The sequence below is a fragment of the Cetobacterium somerae genome, from assembly GCF_022430525.1.
Classification (GTDB): Bacteria; Fusobacteriota; Fusobacteriia; order Fusobacteriales; family Fusobacteriaceae; genus Cetobacterium_A.
Genome location: NZ_CP092519.1, coordinates 1449117 through 1465607, shown reverse-complemented (window position 1 = coordinate 1465607; position 16491 = coordinate 1449117). Strand labels below are relative to the sequence as shown.

Here is a 16491-nt window from a genome sequence, read left to right as displayed (position 1 = left end):
AAAAGTATAGTGTCAACATCTCGATTTGAAAAAATCTGGTACTATACACCTAAAAAAGGTGACAAGACTTTTAGTGTAGGTTTTAACCTACACTGAAAGTCTTTTTTTATTTTTGAAAAATGAAAATATCTATTAAGTCGGTAAATAATTAAAAATATAAAATTATATGGAGGGAAATCTATGAAGGATTTTTATTCGAAAAGTAAAGAGGAGTTGTTAGGATATTTTGACACTTCTGAAGAAGGATTAAAAAAACAGGATTTAGAAAAACTGAAGGAGGAATATGGAGAAAATGTACTAAACAGTAAAGAAAAGAAAACAGCAATAGCGATTTTTTTAGAGCAATTTAAGGATTTTTTAGTAATAATTTTATTAGTTGCAGCAGCAATTTCATTTGTTTCTGGAAATAAAGAAAGTACAATAGTAATTTTAGCAGTAATTATAATGAACTCAATTTTAGGTACTGTTCAACATTTAAAAGCAGAGAAATCGTTGGAAAGTTTAAAGAAAATGTCTTCTCCTAAAGCTAAAGTTATAAGAGACGGTCAAAAGCAAGAGATAAACTCATCAGAATTGCTTCCTGGAGACATAGTTTTAATAGAAGCTGGGGATGTTGTTCCTAGTGATGGTAGAGTCTTAGAAACTCATTCTTTAATGGTAAACGAGAGTTCATTAACAGGAGAGTCTGAAAGTGTAGAGAAAATATCTCAAACTATAGATACAACAGGTTTAACAGTTGGGGACCAAAAAAATATGGTTTTTTCAGGAAGTTTAGTAACTTATGGAAGAGCAAAGATATTGGTGACAACAATAGGTATGAAAACAGAGCTAGGAAAGATTGCATCATTATTGGATGAAACAGAAGATGCGATGACACCACTACAAAAATCATTGGAGAAATTTGGAAAAAAACTATCAATTGCTATAATAGTTTTATGTATAGTTGTATTTTTTATGAGTGTGGCTAGAGGAATAAATATATTGGATTCATTAATGTTTGCTGTAGCTTTAGCGGTAGCTGCAATACCAGAAGCTTTAGGATCTATAGTAACAATAGTTTTAGCAATTGGTACTCAAAAGATGGCCAAAGAGAATGCTATTATAAAAAAGCTTCACTCAGTAGAATCTTTAGGGTGTGTTTCTGTAATTTGCTCTGATAAAACAGGAACGTTAACACAAAATAAGATGACAGTTCAACACCTTTATGTAGATGGTAAAGTAGTAGAATCTGAAAAAATTGATTTAAACTCAAAAATTGAAATTGGACTCTTAAGAAGCGCTATTTTATGTAGTGATGCAGTAAATAACAATGGTCAAGAAATTGGTGATCCAACTGAAATAGCTTTAGTAAATGTGGGGCATAAATATAACTTAGCAGAAGTTGAAATTAGAAATAAATACCCTAGATTAAAAGAGTTACCGTTTGATTCAGATAGAAAAATGATGAGTACTTTAAATGAGATTGAAGGTAAAAATTATTTAATAACTAAGGGTGCTCCAGATGTTGTTGTAGAAAAAGCTAAATACATATTGAGAGAAGATGGGAATATTGAAAAAATATCAGAAGCAGATGTAGAAAAAATAAAAAAAGCAAATATAAATTTTGCAGAACATGGTTTAAGAGTTTTAGCTTTTGCAATGAAAGAGATAGAAGGAATAAGAGAATTAGAGTTTTCAGATGAAGATAGTTTTATCTTTATAGGATTAATTAGTATGATTGATCCTCCAAGAGAAGAATCTAAAGAAGCTGTAAAAAATTGTATAAGAGCTGGAATAAAACCAGTTATGATAACAGGAGATTATAAAGTTACAGCTAAGGCTATCGCAAAAGAGATAGGTATATATAAAGATGGAGATGAAACTTTAAACGGTGTTGAAATTGAAAAAATGAGTGATGATGAACTTATGAAGCATGTAGAAAGAATATCTGTTTATGCAAGAGTTTCACCAGAGCATAAAATTAGGATTGTTTCAGCATGGCAAAAATTAGGTAAAATTTGTGCTATGACAGGAGACGGAGTAAATGATGCCCCAGCACTTAAGAAGGCAGATGTAGGAATAGCTATGGGGATAACAGGAACAGAAGTTTCGAAAGATGCAGCATCGATGATACTTACTGATGATAATTTCTCTACGATAATAAAATCAGTTGTAACTGGAAGAAATTTATATGCGAATATAAAAAATTCAATAAGATTTTTATTATCTGGAAATACAGCGGGAATTTTAGCGGTATTTTATGCTTCTTTAATGGGTTTACCTGTAATATTTGCACCAGTACATCTTTTATTTATAAATTTATTGACAGATAGTTTACCTGCAATTGCTATAGGAATGGAACCTTCTCATGGAGATGTATTAGATGAAAAACCAAGAGAAGCTAATTCACCATTATTAGATAAAAAATTATCAGGAAGAATTTTGATGGAAGGGATGCTGATTGCAATTGTAACAATGATTGCATTTTATTTAGGATATGCTAAAGGAGATGTTGGTTTAGGAAGTACAATGGCATTTTCAACACTATGTTTAGGAAGATTATTTCACGGGTTTAATTGTAGAGGAAACGGTTCTATAATAAAATTAGGAATAACAAAAAATATGTTTAGTATATATGCATTTTTATTAGGAGCAGCATTATTATATATGGTTTTATTAGTTCCGTCATTCCATGAAATGTTTGCAGTATCTGATTTGAGTGTAATGAATTTTGGAGAAATGACAATATTAGCATTTATACCAACATTAATAATTCAAGTATTAAAATATATAAAGTATGATAGATAAAAAAAGCTGCTTAAAGCAGCTTTTTTTAATACCAATTATACAGAAAAAATAAAGTAAAAAAAAACACTCTTATTAAGAGTGTAAAGTTTCAAATGGTGCCTAGAAAAGGATTCGAACCTTCGACCGCCCGGGTATGAACCGGGTGCTCTAGCCAACTGAGCTATCTAGGCAAATGGTGGAGATAAGCGGAGTCGAACCGCTGACCTACGCAGTGCAAGTGCGTCGCTCTCCCAACTGAGCTATATCCCCAATGGTACCCCGTAGGGGAATCGAACCCCTGTTTATAGAGTGAAAATCTATTGTCCTTACCACTGAACGAACGGGGCAGGTGTACCAAATATTTTGTTGGAGCGGGAGACGAGGGTCGAACTCGCGACATTCAGCTTGGAAGGCTGACGCTCTACCAACTGAGCTACTCCCGCAATCACAAAAATATAGTATCATAATATAAAAAAAATGTCAATGCAATTTTTTAAAAAAATTTTAAAAATAAAAAGCCAAAAATTTTGGCTTTTTATTTAAAATTTAGTGGCTTAAATTTCTTTTATAATGAAATTAGAACATTTATTGTAAACTTCATCACTAACAGTAGCAATAATTAATGTTCCTTCAGCTTCATAAGATTCACTTTCGATAATAGCATTTCTATGTAAGTAAGCATTAATCGAACTATCTGAATATGGAATTAAAAGCTCTACTCTTTTCATTGTTCTAGGTAAAGACGTTGTAATTTTATCCATTAATAAATCGATATTAATTTCATTTTTAGCACTAATTTCAACGATATCCATATGGTTATATAATTCTTTTAATTTTTCAATTTGCTCATCAGTAGCTACATCGCATTTATTTAAAGCAAGTATAGTCGGTTTATCAATTGCACCTAATTCTGTTAAAACATTTTCAACAGATTTAATTTGTTGAACAACAGTATCACTTGAAGCGTCAACTAAGTGAACAAGTAAATCAGAAAAAATAACTTCTTCTAATGTAGATTTGAAAGCTTCAATTAAATCATGAGGAAGTTTTCTAACAAATCCAACAGTATCAGTTAAAGCAGTAACTCTTTTATCTGGAAGAACCATAGTTCTAGTAGTAGCATCTAAAGTTGCAAAAAGCATATTTTCTGCAAAAACAGCTTCTTTTTTAACAGTATTATCACTTGGATACATTTCAACAAGAAGATTTCTAAGTGTTGATTTTCCTACGTTAGTATATCCAACTAAAGAAACTCTAGGAATACCTGAACTTTCTCTTTTAGTTCTTTGAAGAGCTCTAATTTTTTTTATTTTTTCTAACTCTTGTCTAAGAGCAAAGATTTCATCTTTAATTCTTCTTCTATCTATCTCTAACTTTTTTTCTCCAGGACCTTTAGTTCCAATTCCTCCACCAGTTCTAGACATAATACTACCTAAACCAATAAGTCTTTGGCTTCTATATTTAAGTTGTGCTAATTCAACTTGTATCTTAGCTTCTCTAGTTCTAGCTCTTCTAGCGAAAATTTCAAGAATAAGTATTGTTCTATCAATAACTTTACATCCCGTAACAGCTTCTAAGTTTTTAATCTGAACTCCACTTAACTCTTCATCAAAAATTATTAAGTTAGCATTTTTAATCTGTCTTAGTAAAGCTAATTCTCTAACTTTTCCACTACCAATATAGAAGATATTGTCAATTCTTTTTATCTTTTGAAAAATTCTTCCTGCAACATTAACATCACATGCTCTAGCTAATTCTTCTAATTCATCTAAGCTCTCTTCAGAATCTACACCAACAACTATGGCATATTCGCTATCATCTTCAACAACATCACTTTTTCTAAGTTCAGATTCAATTTCTAAAACTTTATCTAAATAATCTGTAGACATAACTTTATCTAAAGATAAATTTTCAATTTCTTCATAAGTTAGTTCTTGATTTTCTATTTTGCAGTATCCTATATTAACACCAGTTATTTCAGTTTCTCCTACACCAATAGCCAATATAGCATCTAATTTTAACTTTAATAAAGCTGAAATATCAATCATAGAAAGTTTAGAATATCCATTGGGATGAGTATGAATAACTTTAACTCCACTTAATTTTTTACTAGAAATTTCTAAAATAGGTAGTTCAACACTATTGCTATCTCCAATAGCTACTTCTAATATTTTTCCTTTTCTATCAATTGAAACACTAATTTCACGATTTATAACTCGAGTTATATCAGTTATAAGTGCAACAATTTCAGGACTAACAAGTTTTCCTTTTTCAACACTCATACTATAAATAGTATCTAATTCTGCTAAAATAGAATCTCTAACTCCTTCAACATTACCTTTTATCATATTTCACATCCTTGACCTTAATATAATTAAGTTTTTATATTAATTTTACTACATATATATAAAAAATACAAATTTAATGATACTTACATAAAAAATATTTGCAAATCCGAAAAAAATGTAGTATTACATATATTATTGATTCTTTTATAAACAAAGTTAAATACTGGGAGGAGAAAAAATGAAAAAAATAGGTCTTTTACCAAAACTGATTTTGGCAATTATAATTGGTATTGGAGTAGGTATGTTAGGAATGGAGGTACCTATAAGATTATTAGCAACATTTAATGGTATTTTTGGAAACTTTTTAAAATTCTCAATACCGCTTATCATAATCGGATTCGTTGCACCTGGAATTGGTGATTTAGGAACTGGAGCAGGTAAGTTGTTGGGAGTAACGACAGCAATAGCATATATTTCAACAGTTTTAGCAGGTTCATTTACATATTTTGTAAATACGGCAGTATTTAAAATGATTTTAAAAACAGGATCAATGCTAGAAACAGCAGATAATCCGGAACATGCATTATTATCAGGATATTTAACAATAAATATGCCGCCAATAATGGATGTAATGACAGCATTATTAATGGCTTTTATTTTGGGAATAGGAATTGCAATAGTAAAAGGGCATGCAATAAAAGATGTAATGAATGAATTCCAAAAAGTTGTAGAAGGAATTATAAGAAATATAATTATTCCATTTTTACCACTACATATAGCTGGAATTTTTGCAAATATGACTTATGCTGGACAAGTTGCTACAATATTAACAGTATTCTCTAAAGTATTTGCTGTAATTATTTTATTACATATAACAATACTTTTAATACTTTATTTTATAGCTGGAGGTATGGCAGGAGCAAACCCAATTAGATTATTAAAAACAATGTTACCAGCGTATTTTACAGCAATAGGAACTCAATCATCAGCAGCTACGATACCAGTAACACTGAATCAAACAAAAGAAAATGGTGTAAATACAGGTATTGCTGAGTTTGTTGTACCTCTTTGTGCAACGATACATTTATCAGGAAGTACAATAACATTAGTAAGTTGTGCAATGGCAATAATGATGTTAAATGGAATGAGTATAACTTTTGGAACAATGTTTGGATTTATACTAATGTTAGGAGTTACAATGGTTGCAGCACCAGGAGTTCCTGGAGGAGCAGTTATGGCAGCGTTAGGAATTATTGAAACAATGTTAGGATTCCCTCCAACATTAACATCAATAATGATTGCCCTTTACTTAGCACAAGATAGTTTTGGAACTGCTTGTAATGTAACTGGAGATGGAGCAATAGCGATTATTGTAAATAAAATAGCAGGATTTAAACTTGAAAAAAATTCAAAAGAATTTTTTGATAATATATAGGAATATCTAAGGGTAGATATCAATAAAAACAAGGGTTAAATGAGGTGTTGAAAAAAAACACCTCTTTTTTTATTTTATGAAAAATTATTTTAATGTTAAAAACGTGTAAAATTTAAGTTAAAAAATGGTTTTTTATTTTACATTTATTAAAATACATGTTAAAATTTACCAGATTGACTATTTAACCAAAAAAATTAAAATAAAAAAGTAAAATTTAGGAGGAAAAATGTACTTAGATATCTTTTTTAAGGTTCTAGGAGGACTAGGTCTATTCTTATATGGAATGGAAAATATGTCTAAAGGAATGCAAAAAATGGCAGGAGAGAGATTGAAAAAAATTCTTGCTATGCTTACAACAAACCGTTTTATGGCAATAGGAATGGGAGTGTTCGTAACAGCGCTAGTTCAATCTTCATCTGTAAGTACTGTAATGACAATAGGATTTGTTAATGCATCATTATTAACATTAAAGCAAGCACTAGGAGTAATACTAGGAGCTAATATAGGAACGACAATAACTGGATGGATACTAGTTTTAAAAATAGGAAAATATGGACTTCCAATGGCTGGAGCAGCAGCTATTTCAACAATGTTCTTCACTAGTGAAAAAGCTAGAACAAGAGCAATGGCAATTATGGGATTAGGACTTATATTCTTTGGATTAGAATTAATGAGTGATGGATTAAAACCATTAAGATCACTACCAGAGTTCGTATCACTTTTCCATGCGTTTACAGCAGATACATATTTTGGAGTATTAAAGGCAGCAGCGGTAGGAGCGTTATTAACAGCAGTTGTTCAGTCATCTTCAGCAACGTTAGGTATTACAATAACACTAGCTGTACAAGGATTAATTGATTATCCAACAGCAGTAGCATTAGTTCTAGGAGAAAATGTAGGAACAACAATAACAGCTTTATTAGCATCTTTAAATGCTACAGCAAATGCAAAAAGAGCAGCTTATGCACACACAATAATTAATATTGCTGGAGTTTTATGGGCAACAACAATATTTAGATTTTATTTAGGATTCTTAGAGCATATTTTAGATCCAGATAATAATTTAACAGCAGCTATTGCAACAGCTCATACAATGTTTAACATAATAAACGTATGTTTATTTATACCATTTACTGGATATTTAGCTGATTTCTTATGTAAAGTAGTAAAATCAGACTCACCAGTTGCAAAAGAGAGAGTAACTCATTTAGATATTTTAATGGCAGATACACCATCAGTAGTAGTTGAACAAACACAAAAAGAAATTTTAACTATGGGTACACATATAAAAGAGATATTTATGAAATTAGATAATGTTCTTTCAGGTAGAGAAAAGATAGATAATCAAGTTGGAAAAATAGAGAAGTTAGAAGATACTTTAGATTTATTCCAAAAAGAGATTTCAGATGTAAACTTCCATATTTTAAATGGAACATTAGATCATGCGAATACTGAAGATACTAGAGAAAATTTACAAACTTGTGATGAGTATGAAACTGTAAGTGATTACTTATTAAGAATTGCAAAGACAATGAAAAAAATGCAAGATAATGGAATTGAATTAAGTGAGTATAAAAGAGCTACTTTAAATCAATTACATGCTAATGTTGAAGATTTATTTGATGATATAAATAGAGCTTATGAATTAAGAGATAGAGATTTATTTATAGGAACAATAAAAAAATGTAACTTTATAAAAGAAGAGTATAAAAGAGCAAGAGCAGAGCATTTAGAGCATGTTTCAGAAAATGTAATGCCGGCAATGTTAAGTACAGGATATATGGATATTTTAAATAACTATAGAAGAATAAAGGATCACTTATACAATATAGTTGAAGTTTTTGCAAAAATAAACTAAGATAAAAGAGAGGAGAAATCCTCTCTTTATTATTTTTTAAGAGGAGAAAAGTATGAAGAACTATTATTTTGATAATTCAGCAACAAGTTCACCAAAACCAGAGGCAGTTTATAAAGCTTTAGAGATTGGTGTAAGAGAGTATAATGCAAATCCAGGAAGAGCAGGGCATAGAAAAGCTGTAGAAACTGGAAGAAAAATATATGAAGTGAGAGAGAAAATAGCAAAGTTTTTTAATGTGAAAAATAGTTTAAATATAGCATTTACAGCTAATGCAACAGAGTCATTAAATTTTGCAATAAAGGGTGGTATTCCTCAAAATTCACATGTTATAACAACAAATTTTGAGCATAATTCTGTTTTAAGACCATTATTTTATATGCAAGATGAAAAAAATATAAAATTGACTTTTGTTAATACATATGATGAAATTGAAAAAAATATTACTTCAGAAACAAAAGCAGTTGTAATCAATCATATATCTAATGTAAATGGTACTATTCAAAATATAGAAGAGATAGGAAAAATATGCAAAAAACATAATCTTTTATTTATATTAGATGCTTCACAGAGTGCAGGGTATTCGTATATAGATATGGAAAAACACAACATATCTATATTGTGTTTAACAGGACATAAATCACTTTTTGGAATACAAGGAATAGGTGCAATTTGCTTGAGAGATAATGTAAAAATAGAACCTCTTTTAGAAGGAGGAACTGGAAGTTTTTCAAAACTTTCGAGACAACCAAAAGAGATGCCAGAACTTTTAGAAGCCGGAACTATAAATACTCCAGGAGTAATAAGTTTAGGAGCTGGAATAGACTTTATAAATGAGATAGGATTGGATGAAATAAGAGAACATGAAAATCGATTAACTAAAAGATTTATAGATGGATTAAAAGATATAGAAAAAATAAAAATTTATAAAAGTTTAACAGGAGAACAAGGACCTGTAGTAAGTTTAAATATAGATGGTGTTGATAGCGGAGATTTAGCACAAATTTTAGATGAAGAATTTGGTATTTTTGTAAGACCGGGATTTCATTGTGCACCATTAGCTCATAAAGTTATTGGAACTTATGAAACAGGAACAGTAAGATTTTCTTTTGGATATTTTAATACAGATGAAGAGATTGAATTTGCCTTATCTACACTGGAAAATATTGCTTTACAAATTTAAAAAGGTATGATATACTTTTCAAAGCGTAAAAAAAGCAGGGAGGATAAAAAGTGAAAAAGTTGTTAAGTATTTTTGGATTAAAAAAAGAAAAAAAGAAAAAAATACTATTTTCATTATTTTTATCTTTTAATTTTGATTTTAATATATGGAATAGAAGTTACATTAATTTGTAATTTCTATTCCTTTTTTTTTAACTAAAATTATTAAGGAGGAAAAATGAGAGATTTTATTTCAATGAAAGATTTTACAAAAGGTGATATTTTAGAGGTTTTAAGAGTAGCAAAAGAGTTAGAGAAAAAAAATGAAGAACTTTTGAAAAATAAAATAGTTGGAAGCTTATTTTTCGAACCTTCAACAAGAACAAGGTTATCATTCACATCAGCTGCTTATAGATTAGGAGCTAAAGTTTTAGGATTTGATTCACCAGATGCTACTTCTTTAAAAAAAGGGGAATCGTTAAGAGATACGATAAAGATGACAGAAGCTTATTCGGATGTAATTGTTATGAGACATAATAGAGATGGAGCGGCTCGTTTTGCAGCAGATATAGCAAAAGTGCCAGTAATAAATGCAGGGGATGGAGCTAATGAGCATCCAAGCCAAACCCTTTTAGATCTATATACAATTGAAAAAGAATTTGGAAGTATAGAAGGAAAAAAGGTGGCTTTTGTAGGGGATTTAAAATATGGAAGAACAGTTCATTCATTAACAAAAGCATTAGAGATGTTCAACTGTGAGTTTTACTTTATAGCACCAGAAGTAATCCAAATACCAGAGTATATTGCAAGAGAGCTTGAGAAAAAAAATATAAAATATCATATATTAAATGATTATAAAGATGTATTAAAAGAGATAGATGTATTATATATGACAAGAATTCAAAAGGAAAGATTTGATAATCAAGAAGATTATGAAAAAGTAGCTGGAGTTTATATTATAGATAAAGAAAGTATTGTAGGTAAATGTAAAGAAGATATGATAATTTTACATCCGTTGCCTAGAGTAGATGAAATAAAAATAGATTTGGATGAAACAAAACACGCTAAATATTTTGAGCAAGCAGCAAATGGAGTTCCAACAAGAGAAGCGATTTTTTCAATAGCTTTAGGATTAATAGAAACATTAAAGTATGAGAGGCTAGAAAAAGATATTAGAAAATCAACTGAAATTATTTGTAGTAATGAAAAATGTATCACAAAGTTTGAGGAAACAGAAAACAAATATGTTTTAGATAAAGAACATGAATATTGTTATTACTGTAATAGAGATATAAAAAAATAAAATATTTTAAGATAGATTTGGGAGGAAAAAATGTTTTTAGAGGATTGTAAAGTATTAGAAAATTATAAAGTTGGAGAAGACTACTACTTAATGAAAATAGAATCTGAGAAGGCTTCTCAATATTCAAAAGCTGGGCAGTTTTTTATGTTAAAATTAAAAAATGAAATAAGAATTTTAAGAAGACCAATCAGTCTTCATTATGTAGATAAAGATAAAAATATTTTAGAGTTTTATTATGAAGTAAAAGGTGGAGGGACAAAGGAGTTTGCTACACTTGAAGTTGGAGAAATTTTAAATATTCAAGGACCTTTAGGAAGAGGATTTACAACAGAAGTAAAAAATAAAAAGTGTGTTGTTGTTGGTGGAGGAATGGGAATCGCTCCAACAAAGCTACTAATAGATGAGTTAAAAAAAGAAAATGAAGTTATATTTATAGCTGGCGGAAGAGGGAAAGAAGCTTTAAATATATTAGAAAATTTAAATTTAGATGGAATAAAAACATATATAACAACAGATGATGGTTCTTTAGGAGAAAAAGGAAATGTAATATCTGTTTTAAGTAGAGTTTTATCTGATGAAAAGATAGATATGGTTCAAACTTGTGGACCTCATAAAATGATGGAAGCAGTAGCAGAAACAACGCTAAAAGCAGATGTGTTTTGTGAAGTATCTTTAGAAGAAAGAATGGCATGTGGAGTTAAAGCATGTGTTGGATGTTCAATAAAAACATTAGATGGGATGAAAAAAGTTTGTCATGATGGACCGGTTTTTGATTCAAAAATAATAGTGGATGTAAATCCTAAAGAAAATACAGGGTGTAGCTGTGGAAACTAAGGGAGTGGAAAAGATGAATAGATTAAAAACAAATTTTTTAGGAAAAGAATTTAAAAATCCAATGGTAACATCATCAGGATGTTTTGGTTTTGGATTAGAGTATAAGGATTATTTTGATCCAAATGTTTTGGGAGGAATTGTAGTAAAAGGAATAACAATGGAACCTAGAGATGGTAACTATGGAACTAGAATAGCAGAGACTCCAGGAGGAATGCTAAACTGTGTTGGACTTGAAAATCCAGGGATTGATTACTTTGAAAATGTAATTGTAAAAAATATAAAATCATCAGGAATTGAGTCTCCAATAATCGTTAACATAAATGGAAAAGTAATAGAGGAGTATGTTGAAATAGCTAAAAGAGTAGAAAATATTCCAGAAGTTGATATGATAGAATTAAATATATCATGTCCAAATGTAAAAGATGGAGGAATGGCATTTGGTGCTAAGCCAGAAGTAGCTGGAGCTGTAACAAAGGCTGTTAGAGAAGTAACAACAAAACCTTTGATTGTAAAGCTATCACCTAATGTAACGGATATAGTTCATATAGCAAAAGTTGTAGAAGAGAATGGTGCAGATGCGGTATCTTTAATAAATACTTTACTAGGAATGGCAATAGATATTAAAAAGAGGAAACCTGTATTAGGAAATACTTTTGGTGGGTTCTCAGGACCTGCAGTAAAACCAGTAGCCTTAAGAATGGTATATCAAGTATATAAAAATGTAAATATACCAATAGTTGGAATGGGAGGAATTTCTTCTACTGAGGATGCAATAGAATTTATGATGGCAGGAGCAACAATGGTTTCATTAGGAACAGGATTATTCTCAAATCCAATTTTACCAGTTGAGATAAAAGATGGATTAGAAAAATTTTGTGAAGAGAATGGATTAGAAAATATACAAGAGATTGTAGGAGCAGCACACAACTAATAGATAAAAATAACGGAGGAAAAATGAATATTAAAGATAGATTAATAATAGCATTGGATTATTCAAATATGGAGGATGCTAAGAATATAGTTGAAATTTTAGGAGAAACAGTTTCTTTTTATAAAGTGGGATTAGAGCTATTTTTAAACTCAAAGGGAGAGATGGTAGAATATCTTACTCAAAAAGGTAAAAAAGTATTTTTAGATTTAAAATTCCATGATATTCCAAATACAACAACAATGGCATCATTATTTGCAGCTAAACAAGATGTATTTATGTTTAATGTGCATGCAAGTGGTGGAAGAGCTATGATGGAATCAGTTGCAAAAAGAGTAAAAGAGGTAAATCCGGAAATACTATCAATTGCTGTAACAATTTTAACAAGTTTTTCAGAAGAGGGATTAAAAGAGACTTTTAAAAGTGAATTAACATTAAAAGAGTTAGCTTTAAATTTAGCTAAATTAACAAAAGAAGCTGGAATGGATGGAATTGTATGTTCGCCGTGGGAAGCAAAAGCTATTAAAGAACTATGTGGAGAAAACTTTAAAACAGTATGTCCTGGAGTAAGACCTAAATGGTCAGTTGCTAATGATCAAGAGAGAATAATGACTCCTAAAGATGCAATACTAAATGGATGTGATTATCTAGTTGTAGGAAGACCAGTAACTAAAAATGAGAATCCTGTAGAAGCAGCTAAAAAAGTATTAGCTGAAATAGAGGAGGGAGTAAAAGAGGGAAGTCTATGTTGCTAAAAAACTGTAGAGTTTTATATCATGGAGAAGAAGATATAAAGGATATTTTAGTAGAAAAAGGAAAGATTGTTAAAATATATAGATGCTCAGAAGTAGAAGAGTTAGACATAGATGAAATTGTAGATATGGATGGAAACTGGGTTTTACCTGGAGTAATAGATGTGCATACTCATATGAGAGATCCAGGATTATCTTATAAAGAGGATTTTGAAACAGGAAGTAAAGCATGTGCTAAGGGTGGAGTAACAACATTTATAGATATGCCAAACACAGTTCCAAATACAACAACAAAAGAGATTTTAGATGCTAAAGAGAGCAATTCTAAAAATAGAAGTTATGTAGATTATGGATTTCACTTTGGGGGAAGTAAATTAGATAATAGTGAAGAGATAAAAAAGGTAAGAGATAGAGTAGCTTCAACTAAAATATTTCTGAATATGTCAACAGGTGATATGTTAGTTGAAGAGGAGAAAGTTTTAGAAAATTTATTTAAAGAATCTAAAATAATATCAGTTCATGCAGAGGAAGAGATGGTAGATAAAGCTATAGATTTAGCTAGAAAATTTAGAAAACCACTATATTTATGTCATCTTTCTAAAAAGAGTGAGGTAGAAAAGTTAAGAGCTGCAAAAAAAGAGGGATTAAAAATATATGGAGAAGTAGCACCACACCACTTATTTTTAGATTCAAGTATGGCAAACTCATTACTTATAATGAAACCAGAGCTAAAAAGCAAAGAGGATAATGATGCTCTTTGGTTAGGAATAGAGGATGGGACTATTGATACAATAGGAACTGATCATGCACCACATACTTTAGAGGAAAAAAATTCTAAAACAACATATGGAATACCAGGGGTGGAGAATTCTTTAGAGATGATGTTAAAAGAATTAAATAAAAAAATAGACATGAAAACTTTACAGAAAGTTATGTCAGAAAATCCAGCTAAAATATTTGGGATTGCTGGAAAAGGAAAGATAGAAGTTGGGTATGATGCAGATTTAGTTGTAGTAGATTTAAATAATAAAGAGATTATAAAAAATGAAGATGTAATCTCAAAATGTGGATGGACACCTTATAGTGGGATAGTAGGAGGGGGAAAAGTACTATTAACTATGGTAAGAGGTCATATTGTTTATGATGGTAAAAATTTTATAGAAAAAATTGGAGAAGGAGTGAATTATAAAAATGTCTAGAGAAAAAAATATAGCAAAATCATTATTAGGAACAGAGGCAGTTAGATTGAGTGTAAAGGATCCATTTACTTTTGTATCAGGAATAAAAAGTCCAATCTATTGTGACAATAGAAAAATGATAGGATTCCCTAAAGAGAGACAAGTTGTAGTAGATGCTTTTATAGAAGTTTTAAAAGAAAAAGACTTTGATATTGTAGCAGGAACAGCAACAGCAGGAATTCCATGGGCAGCATTTATAGCTCAAGAGATGAATGTACCAATGGCTTATATTAGAGGAGAAAAGAAGGCTCATGGTGCAGGAAGACAAATTGAAGGAGCTGAATTTGAAGGGAAAAAAGTAATAATAATAGAAGACTTAATATCAACAGGAGGAAGCTCGATAAAGGCTGTAGCAGCTGCAAGAGAAGCAGGAGCTATTGATGTTGAAGTATTAGCAATATTCTCATATGAGTTTGAAAAAGCATATAAGAATTTTGAACAAGACCATATTCCTTGGGTTACACTTTCAAACTTCGCTTCATTAATTAATGTTGCAACAGAGGAGAACTATATAGATTCAGAAGAAGCTGAAATAGCTTTAAAGTGGAATAAAACTCCTGATACTTGGGGAAAATAATAGATAAGAGATGTGAAGCAGATTAATTCTGCTTCTTTTTTATAAAGGAATAGTTGACTTTATTTAAAAAATATCGTATCATATTTAGAAAATTAAAAAAAATTTTTAAAATAATATACAAATATAAAGCTAGGAGGAACAAAATGAAATTATCAAAAAGAGCATTAGAAATGAATTTTTCACCAATAAGAAAGTTGATTCCTCTGGCCGATGCAGCAGAAGCAAAGGGAATAAAAGTTTATAAATTAAATATAGGACAACCAAATGTAGTGACACCAGATTCATTTTTTGAAGGATTACATAACTATAAAGAGAAAATAGTTAAATACTCTCATTCACAAGGAATACCACAATTATTGGAAAGTTTTGCTAAAAGCTACCAAAAGATGGGAATTAATGTAAAAGAAGAGGATTTATTAATAACTCAAGGTGGTAGTGAGGCTATTATGTTTGTCTTAATGGCTATATGTAATGAGGGAGATAATATATTAATACCAGAGCCTTTTTATTCAAACTATACAAGTTTTTGCCAGTTTGCAGGGGCAGAGGTAGTACCTATTGAAACAACAATAGAAACTAGTTTCCATTTACCATCAAAGGAAAAAATTGAGTCTTTGATAACAGACAAAACAAGAGCTATAATGTTATCAAATCCAGTTAATCCAACAGGAACTGTTTATACAAAAGATGAGATAGAAATGATAGCACAAATAGCTAAGGAAAAAGATATATATATAATAGCGGATGAGGTATACAGACAATTTGTTTATGATGACATTCCTTATACATCTTTTATGCAATTAGATGATGTGAAAGATAGAGTAATACTAGTAGATAGTATATCTAAACATTATAGTGCGTGTGGAGCAAGAATAGGTTTAATAGCTAGTAAAAATAAAGAGCTAATGAGTTGTATAATGAAATTTAGCCAAGCTAGACTTTGTGTTTCAACAATTGAACAACATGCAGCATCGAATTTAATAAATACAATGGATAACTATTTAGAAGATGTAAGAATAAAATATCAGAATAGAAGAGATTTATTGTTTTCATATTTAAATAGAATACCAGGAGTGGTATGTTATAAACCTCATGGAGCATTTTATGCTTTTGCAAAATTACCAATAGATAATGCAGAAAAATTCGCGAAATGGTTATTAACAGATTACTCATATGAGAATCAAACACTGTTATTAGCTCCAGGTCCTGGATTTTATCAAAGTGAAGGAAAGGGAGAGAATGAAGTGAGATTTTCTTTCTGTACAAGTGTTGATGATATAGAAAATTCAATGATAATTTTAAGAAGAGCATTAGAAGAATACAATAGAATAGAGAGATAAGAAAAAGGAGTTGA

General features: G+C 30.1%; 13 protein-coding genes and 4 tRNA genes. 12 read left to right on the top strand and 5 right to left on the bottom strand.

The window, feature by feature from the left end:
* Window positions 1-180 precede the first annotated feature (180 nt).
* Window positions 181-2787, top strand: a complete 2607-nt coding sequence (locus tag MKD34_RS06710) for a cation-translocating P-type ATPase (RefSeq protein ID WP_240218816.1) — start codon at window positions 181-183, stop codon at window positions 2785-2787.
* 93 nt (window positions 2788-2880) lie between these two features.
* Here the strand turns inward: MKD34_RS06710 and MKD34_RS06705 are convergent.
* The 5 genes from MKD34_RS06705 to hflX form a co-directional block, all read right to left on the bottom strand.
* A tRNA-Met gene (locus MKD34_RS06705) sits at window positions 2881-2957 on the bottom strand.
* Window positions 2958-2960: 3 nt separating this feature from the next.
* Window positions 2961-3036: transfer RNA gene (locus MKD34_RS06700), tRNA-Ala, on the bottom strand.
* 2 nt (window positions 3037-3038) lie between these two features.
* A tRNA-Glu gene (locus tag MKD34_RS06695) sits at window positions 3039-3113 on the bottom strand.
* Between the two features lie 20 nt (window positions 3114-3133).
* Window positions 3134-3209, bottom strand: a tRNA-Gly gene (locus MKD34_RS06690).
* A gap of 111 nt (window positions 3210-3320) precedes the next feature.
* Window positions 3321-5114, bottom strand: a complete 1794-nt coding sequence (hflX, locus tag MKD34_RS06685) for a GTPase HflX (RefSeq protein WP_240218815.1) — start codon at window positions 5112-5114, stop codon at window positions 3321-3323.
* Window positions 5115-5292: 178 nt separating this feature from the next.
* Here hflX and MKD34_RS06680 point away from each other — a divergent pair, with 178 nt between their 5' ends.
* The 11 genes from MKD34_RS06680 (at window position 5293) to MKD34_RS06635 (ending at window position 16477) form a co-directional block, all read left to right on the top strand.
* Window positions 5293-6489 carry a dicarboxylate/amino acid:cation symporter gene (locus MKD34_RS06680; protein WP_240218814.1) on the top strand — a complete coding sequence of 399 codons (1197 nt, stop codon included), beginning with the start codon at window positions 5293-5295 and terminating at the stop codon, window positions 6487-6489.
* A gap of 226 nt (window positions 6490-6715) precedes the next feature.
* Window positions 6716-8347 (top strand): Na/Pi cotransporter family protein, encoded by a 1632-nt coding sequence (locus tag MKD34_RS06675; RefSeq protein WP_023052022.1) that lies wholly within the window; start codon window positions 6716-6718, stop codon window positions 8345-8347.
* A gap of 52 nt (window positions 8348-8399) precedes the next feature.
* Window positions 8400-9527, top strand: a complete 1128-nt coding sequence (locus MKD34_RS06670; RefSeq protein WP_240218813.1) for an aminotransferase class V-fold PLP-dependent enzyme — start codon at window positions 8400-8402, stop codon at window positions 9525-9527.
* A gap of 50 nt (window positions 9528-9577) precedes the next feature.
* Window positions 9578-9700 (top strand): hypothetical protein, encoded by a 123-nt coding sequence (locus tag MKD34_RS14080; protein ID WP_023052020.1) that lies wholly within the window; start codon window positions 9578-9580, stop codon window positions 9698-9700.
* A gap of 43 nt (window positions 9701-9743) precedes the next feature.
* Window positions 9744-10808 carry an aspartate carbamoyltransferase gene (gene pyrB, locus MKD34_RS06665; protein ID WP_240218812.1) on the top strand — a complete coding sequence of 355 codons (1065 nt, stop codon included), beginning with the start codon at window positions 9744-9746 and terminating at the stop codon, window positions 10806-10808.
* Window positions 10809-10838: 30 nt separating this feature from the next.
* The gene (locus MKD34_RS06660; protein ID WP_240218811.1) at window positions 10839-11642 is read left to right on the top strand and encodes a dihydroorotate dehydrogenase electron transfer subunit; all 804 of its coding nucleotides are present in this window, start codon (window positions 10839-10841) and stop codon (window positions 11640-11642) included.
* A gap of 13 nt (window positions 11643-11655) precedes the next feature.
* Window positions 11656-12573 carry a dihydroorotate dehydrogenase gene (locus MKD34_RS06655; RefSeq protein ID WP_040406266.1) on the top strand — a complete coding sequence of 306 codons (918 nt, stop codon included), beginning with the start codon at window positions 11656-11658 and terminating at the stop codon, window positions 12571-12573.
* A gap of 23 nt (window positions 12574-12596) precedes the next feature.
* Window positions 12597-13325, top strand: a complete 729-nt coding sequence (gene pyrF / locus MKD34_RS06650) for an orotidine-5'-phosphate decarboxylase (protein ID WP_240218810.1) — start codon at window positions 12597-12599, stop codon at window positions 13323-13325.
* Window positions 13316-14521 carry a dihydroorotase gene (locus MKD34_RS06645; protein ID WP_240218809.1) on the top strand — a complete coding sequence of 402 codons (1206 nt, stop codon included), beginning with the start codon at window positions 13316-13318 and terminating at the stop codon, window positions 14519-14521. Before pyrF ends, MKD34_RS06645 begins: the two co-directional genes overlap by 10 nt.
* Window positions 14514-15137 (top strand): orotate phosphoribosyltransferase, encoded by a 624-nt coding sequence (gene pyrE / locus MKD34_RS06640; protein ID WP_240218808.1) that lies wholly within the window; start codon window positions 14514-14516, stop codon window positions 15135-15137. The genes MKD34_RS06645 and pyrE overlap by 8 nt, the downstream gene beginning before the upstream one ends.
* Before the next feature lie 143 nt (window positions 15138-15280).
* Window positions 15281-16477, top strand: coding sequence for a pyridoxal phosphate-dependent aminotransferase (locus MKD34_RS06635; RefSeq protein ID WP_023052013.1), 1197 nt, complete (start codon window positions 15281-15283; stop codon window positions 16475-16477).
* Window positions 16478-16491 lie beyond the last annotated feature (14 nt).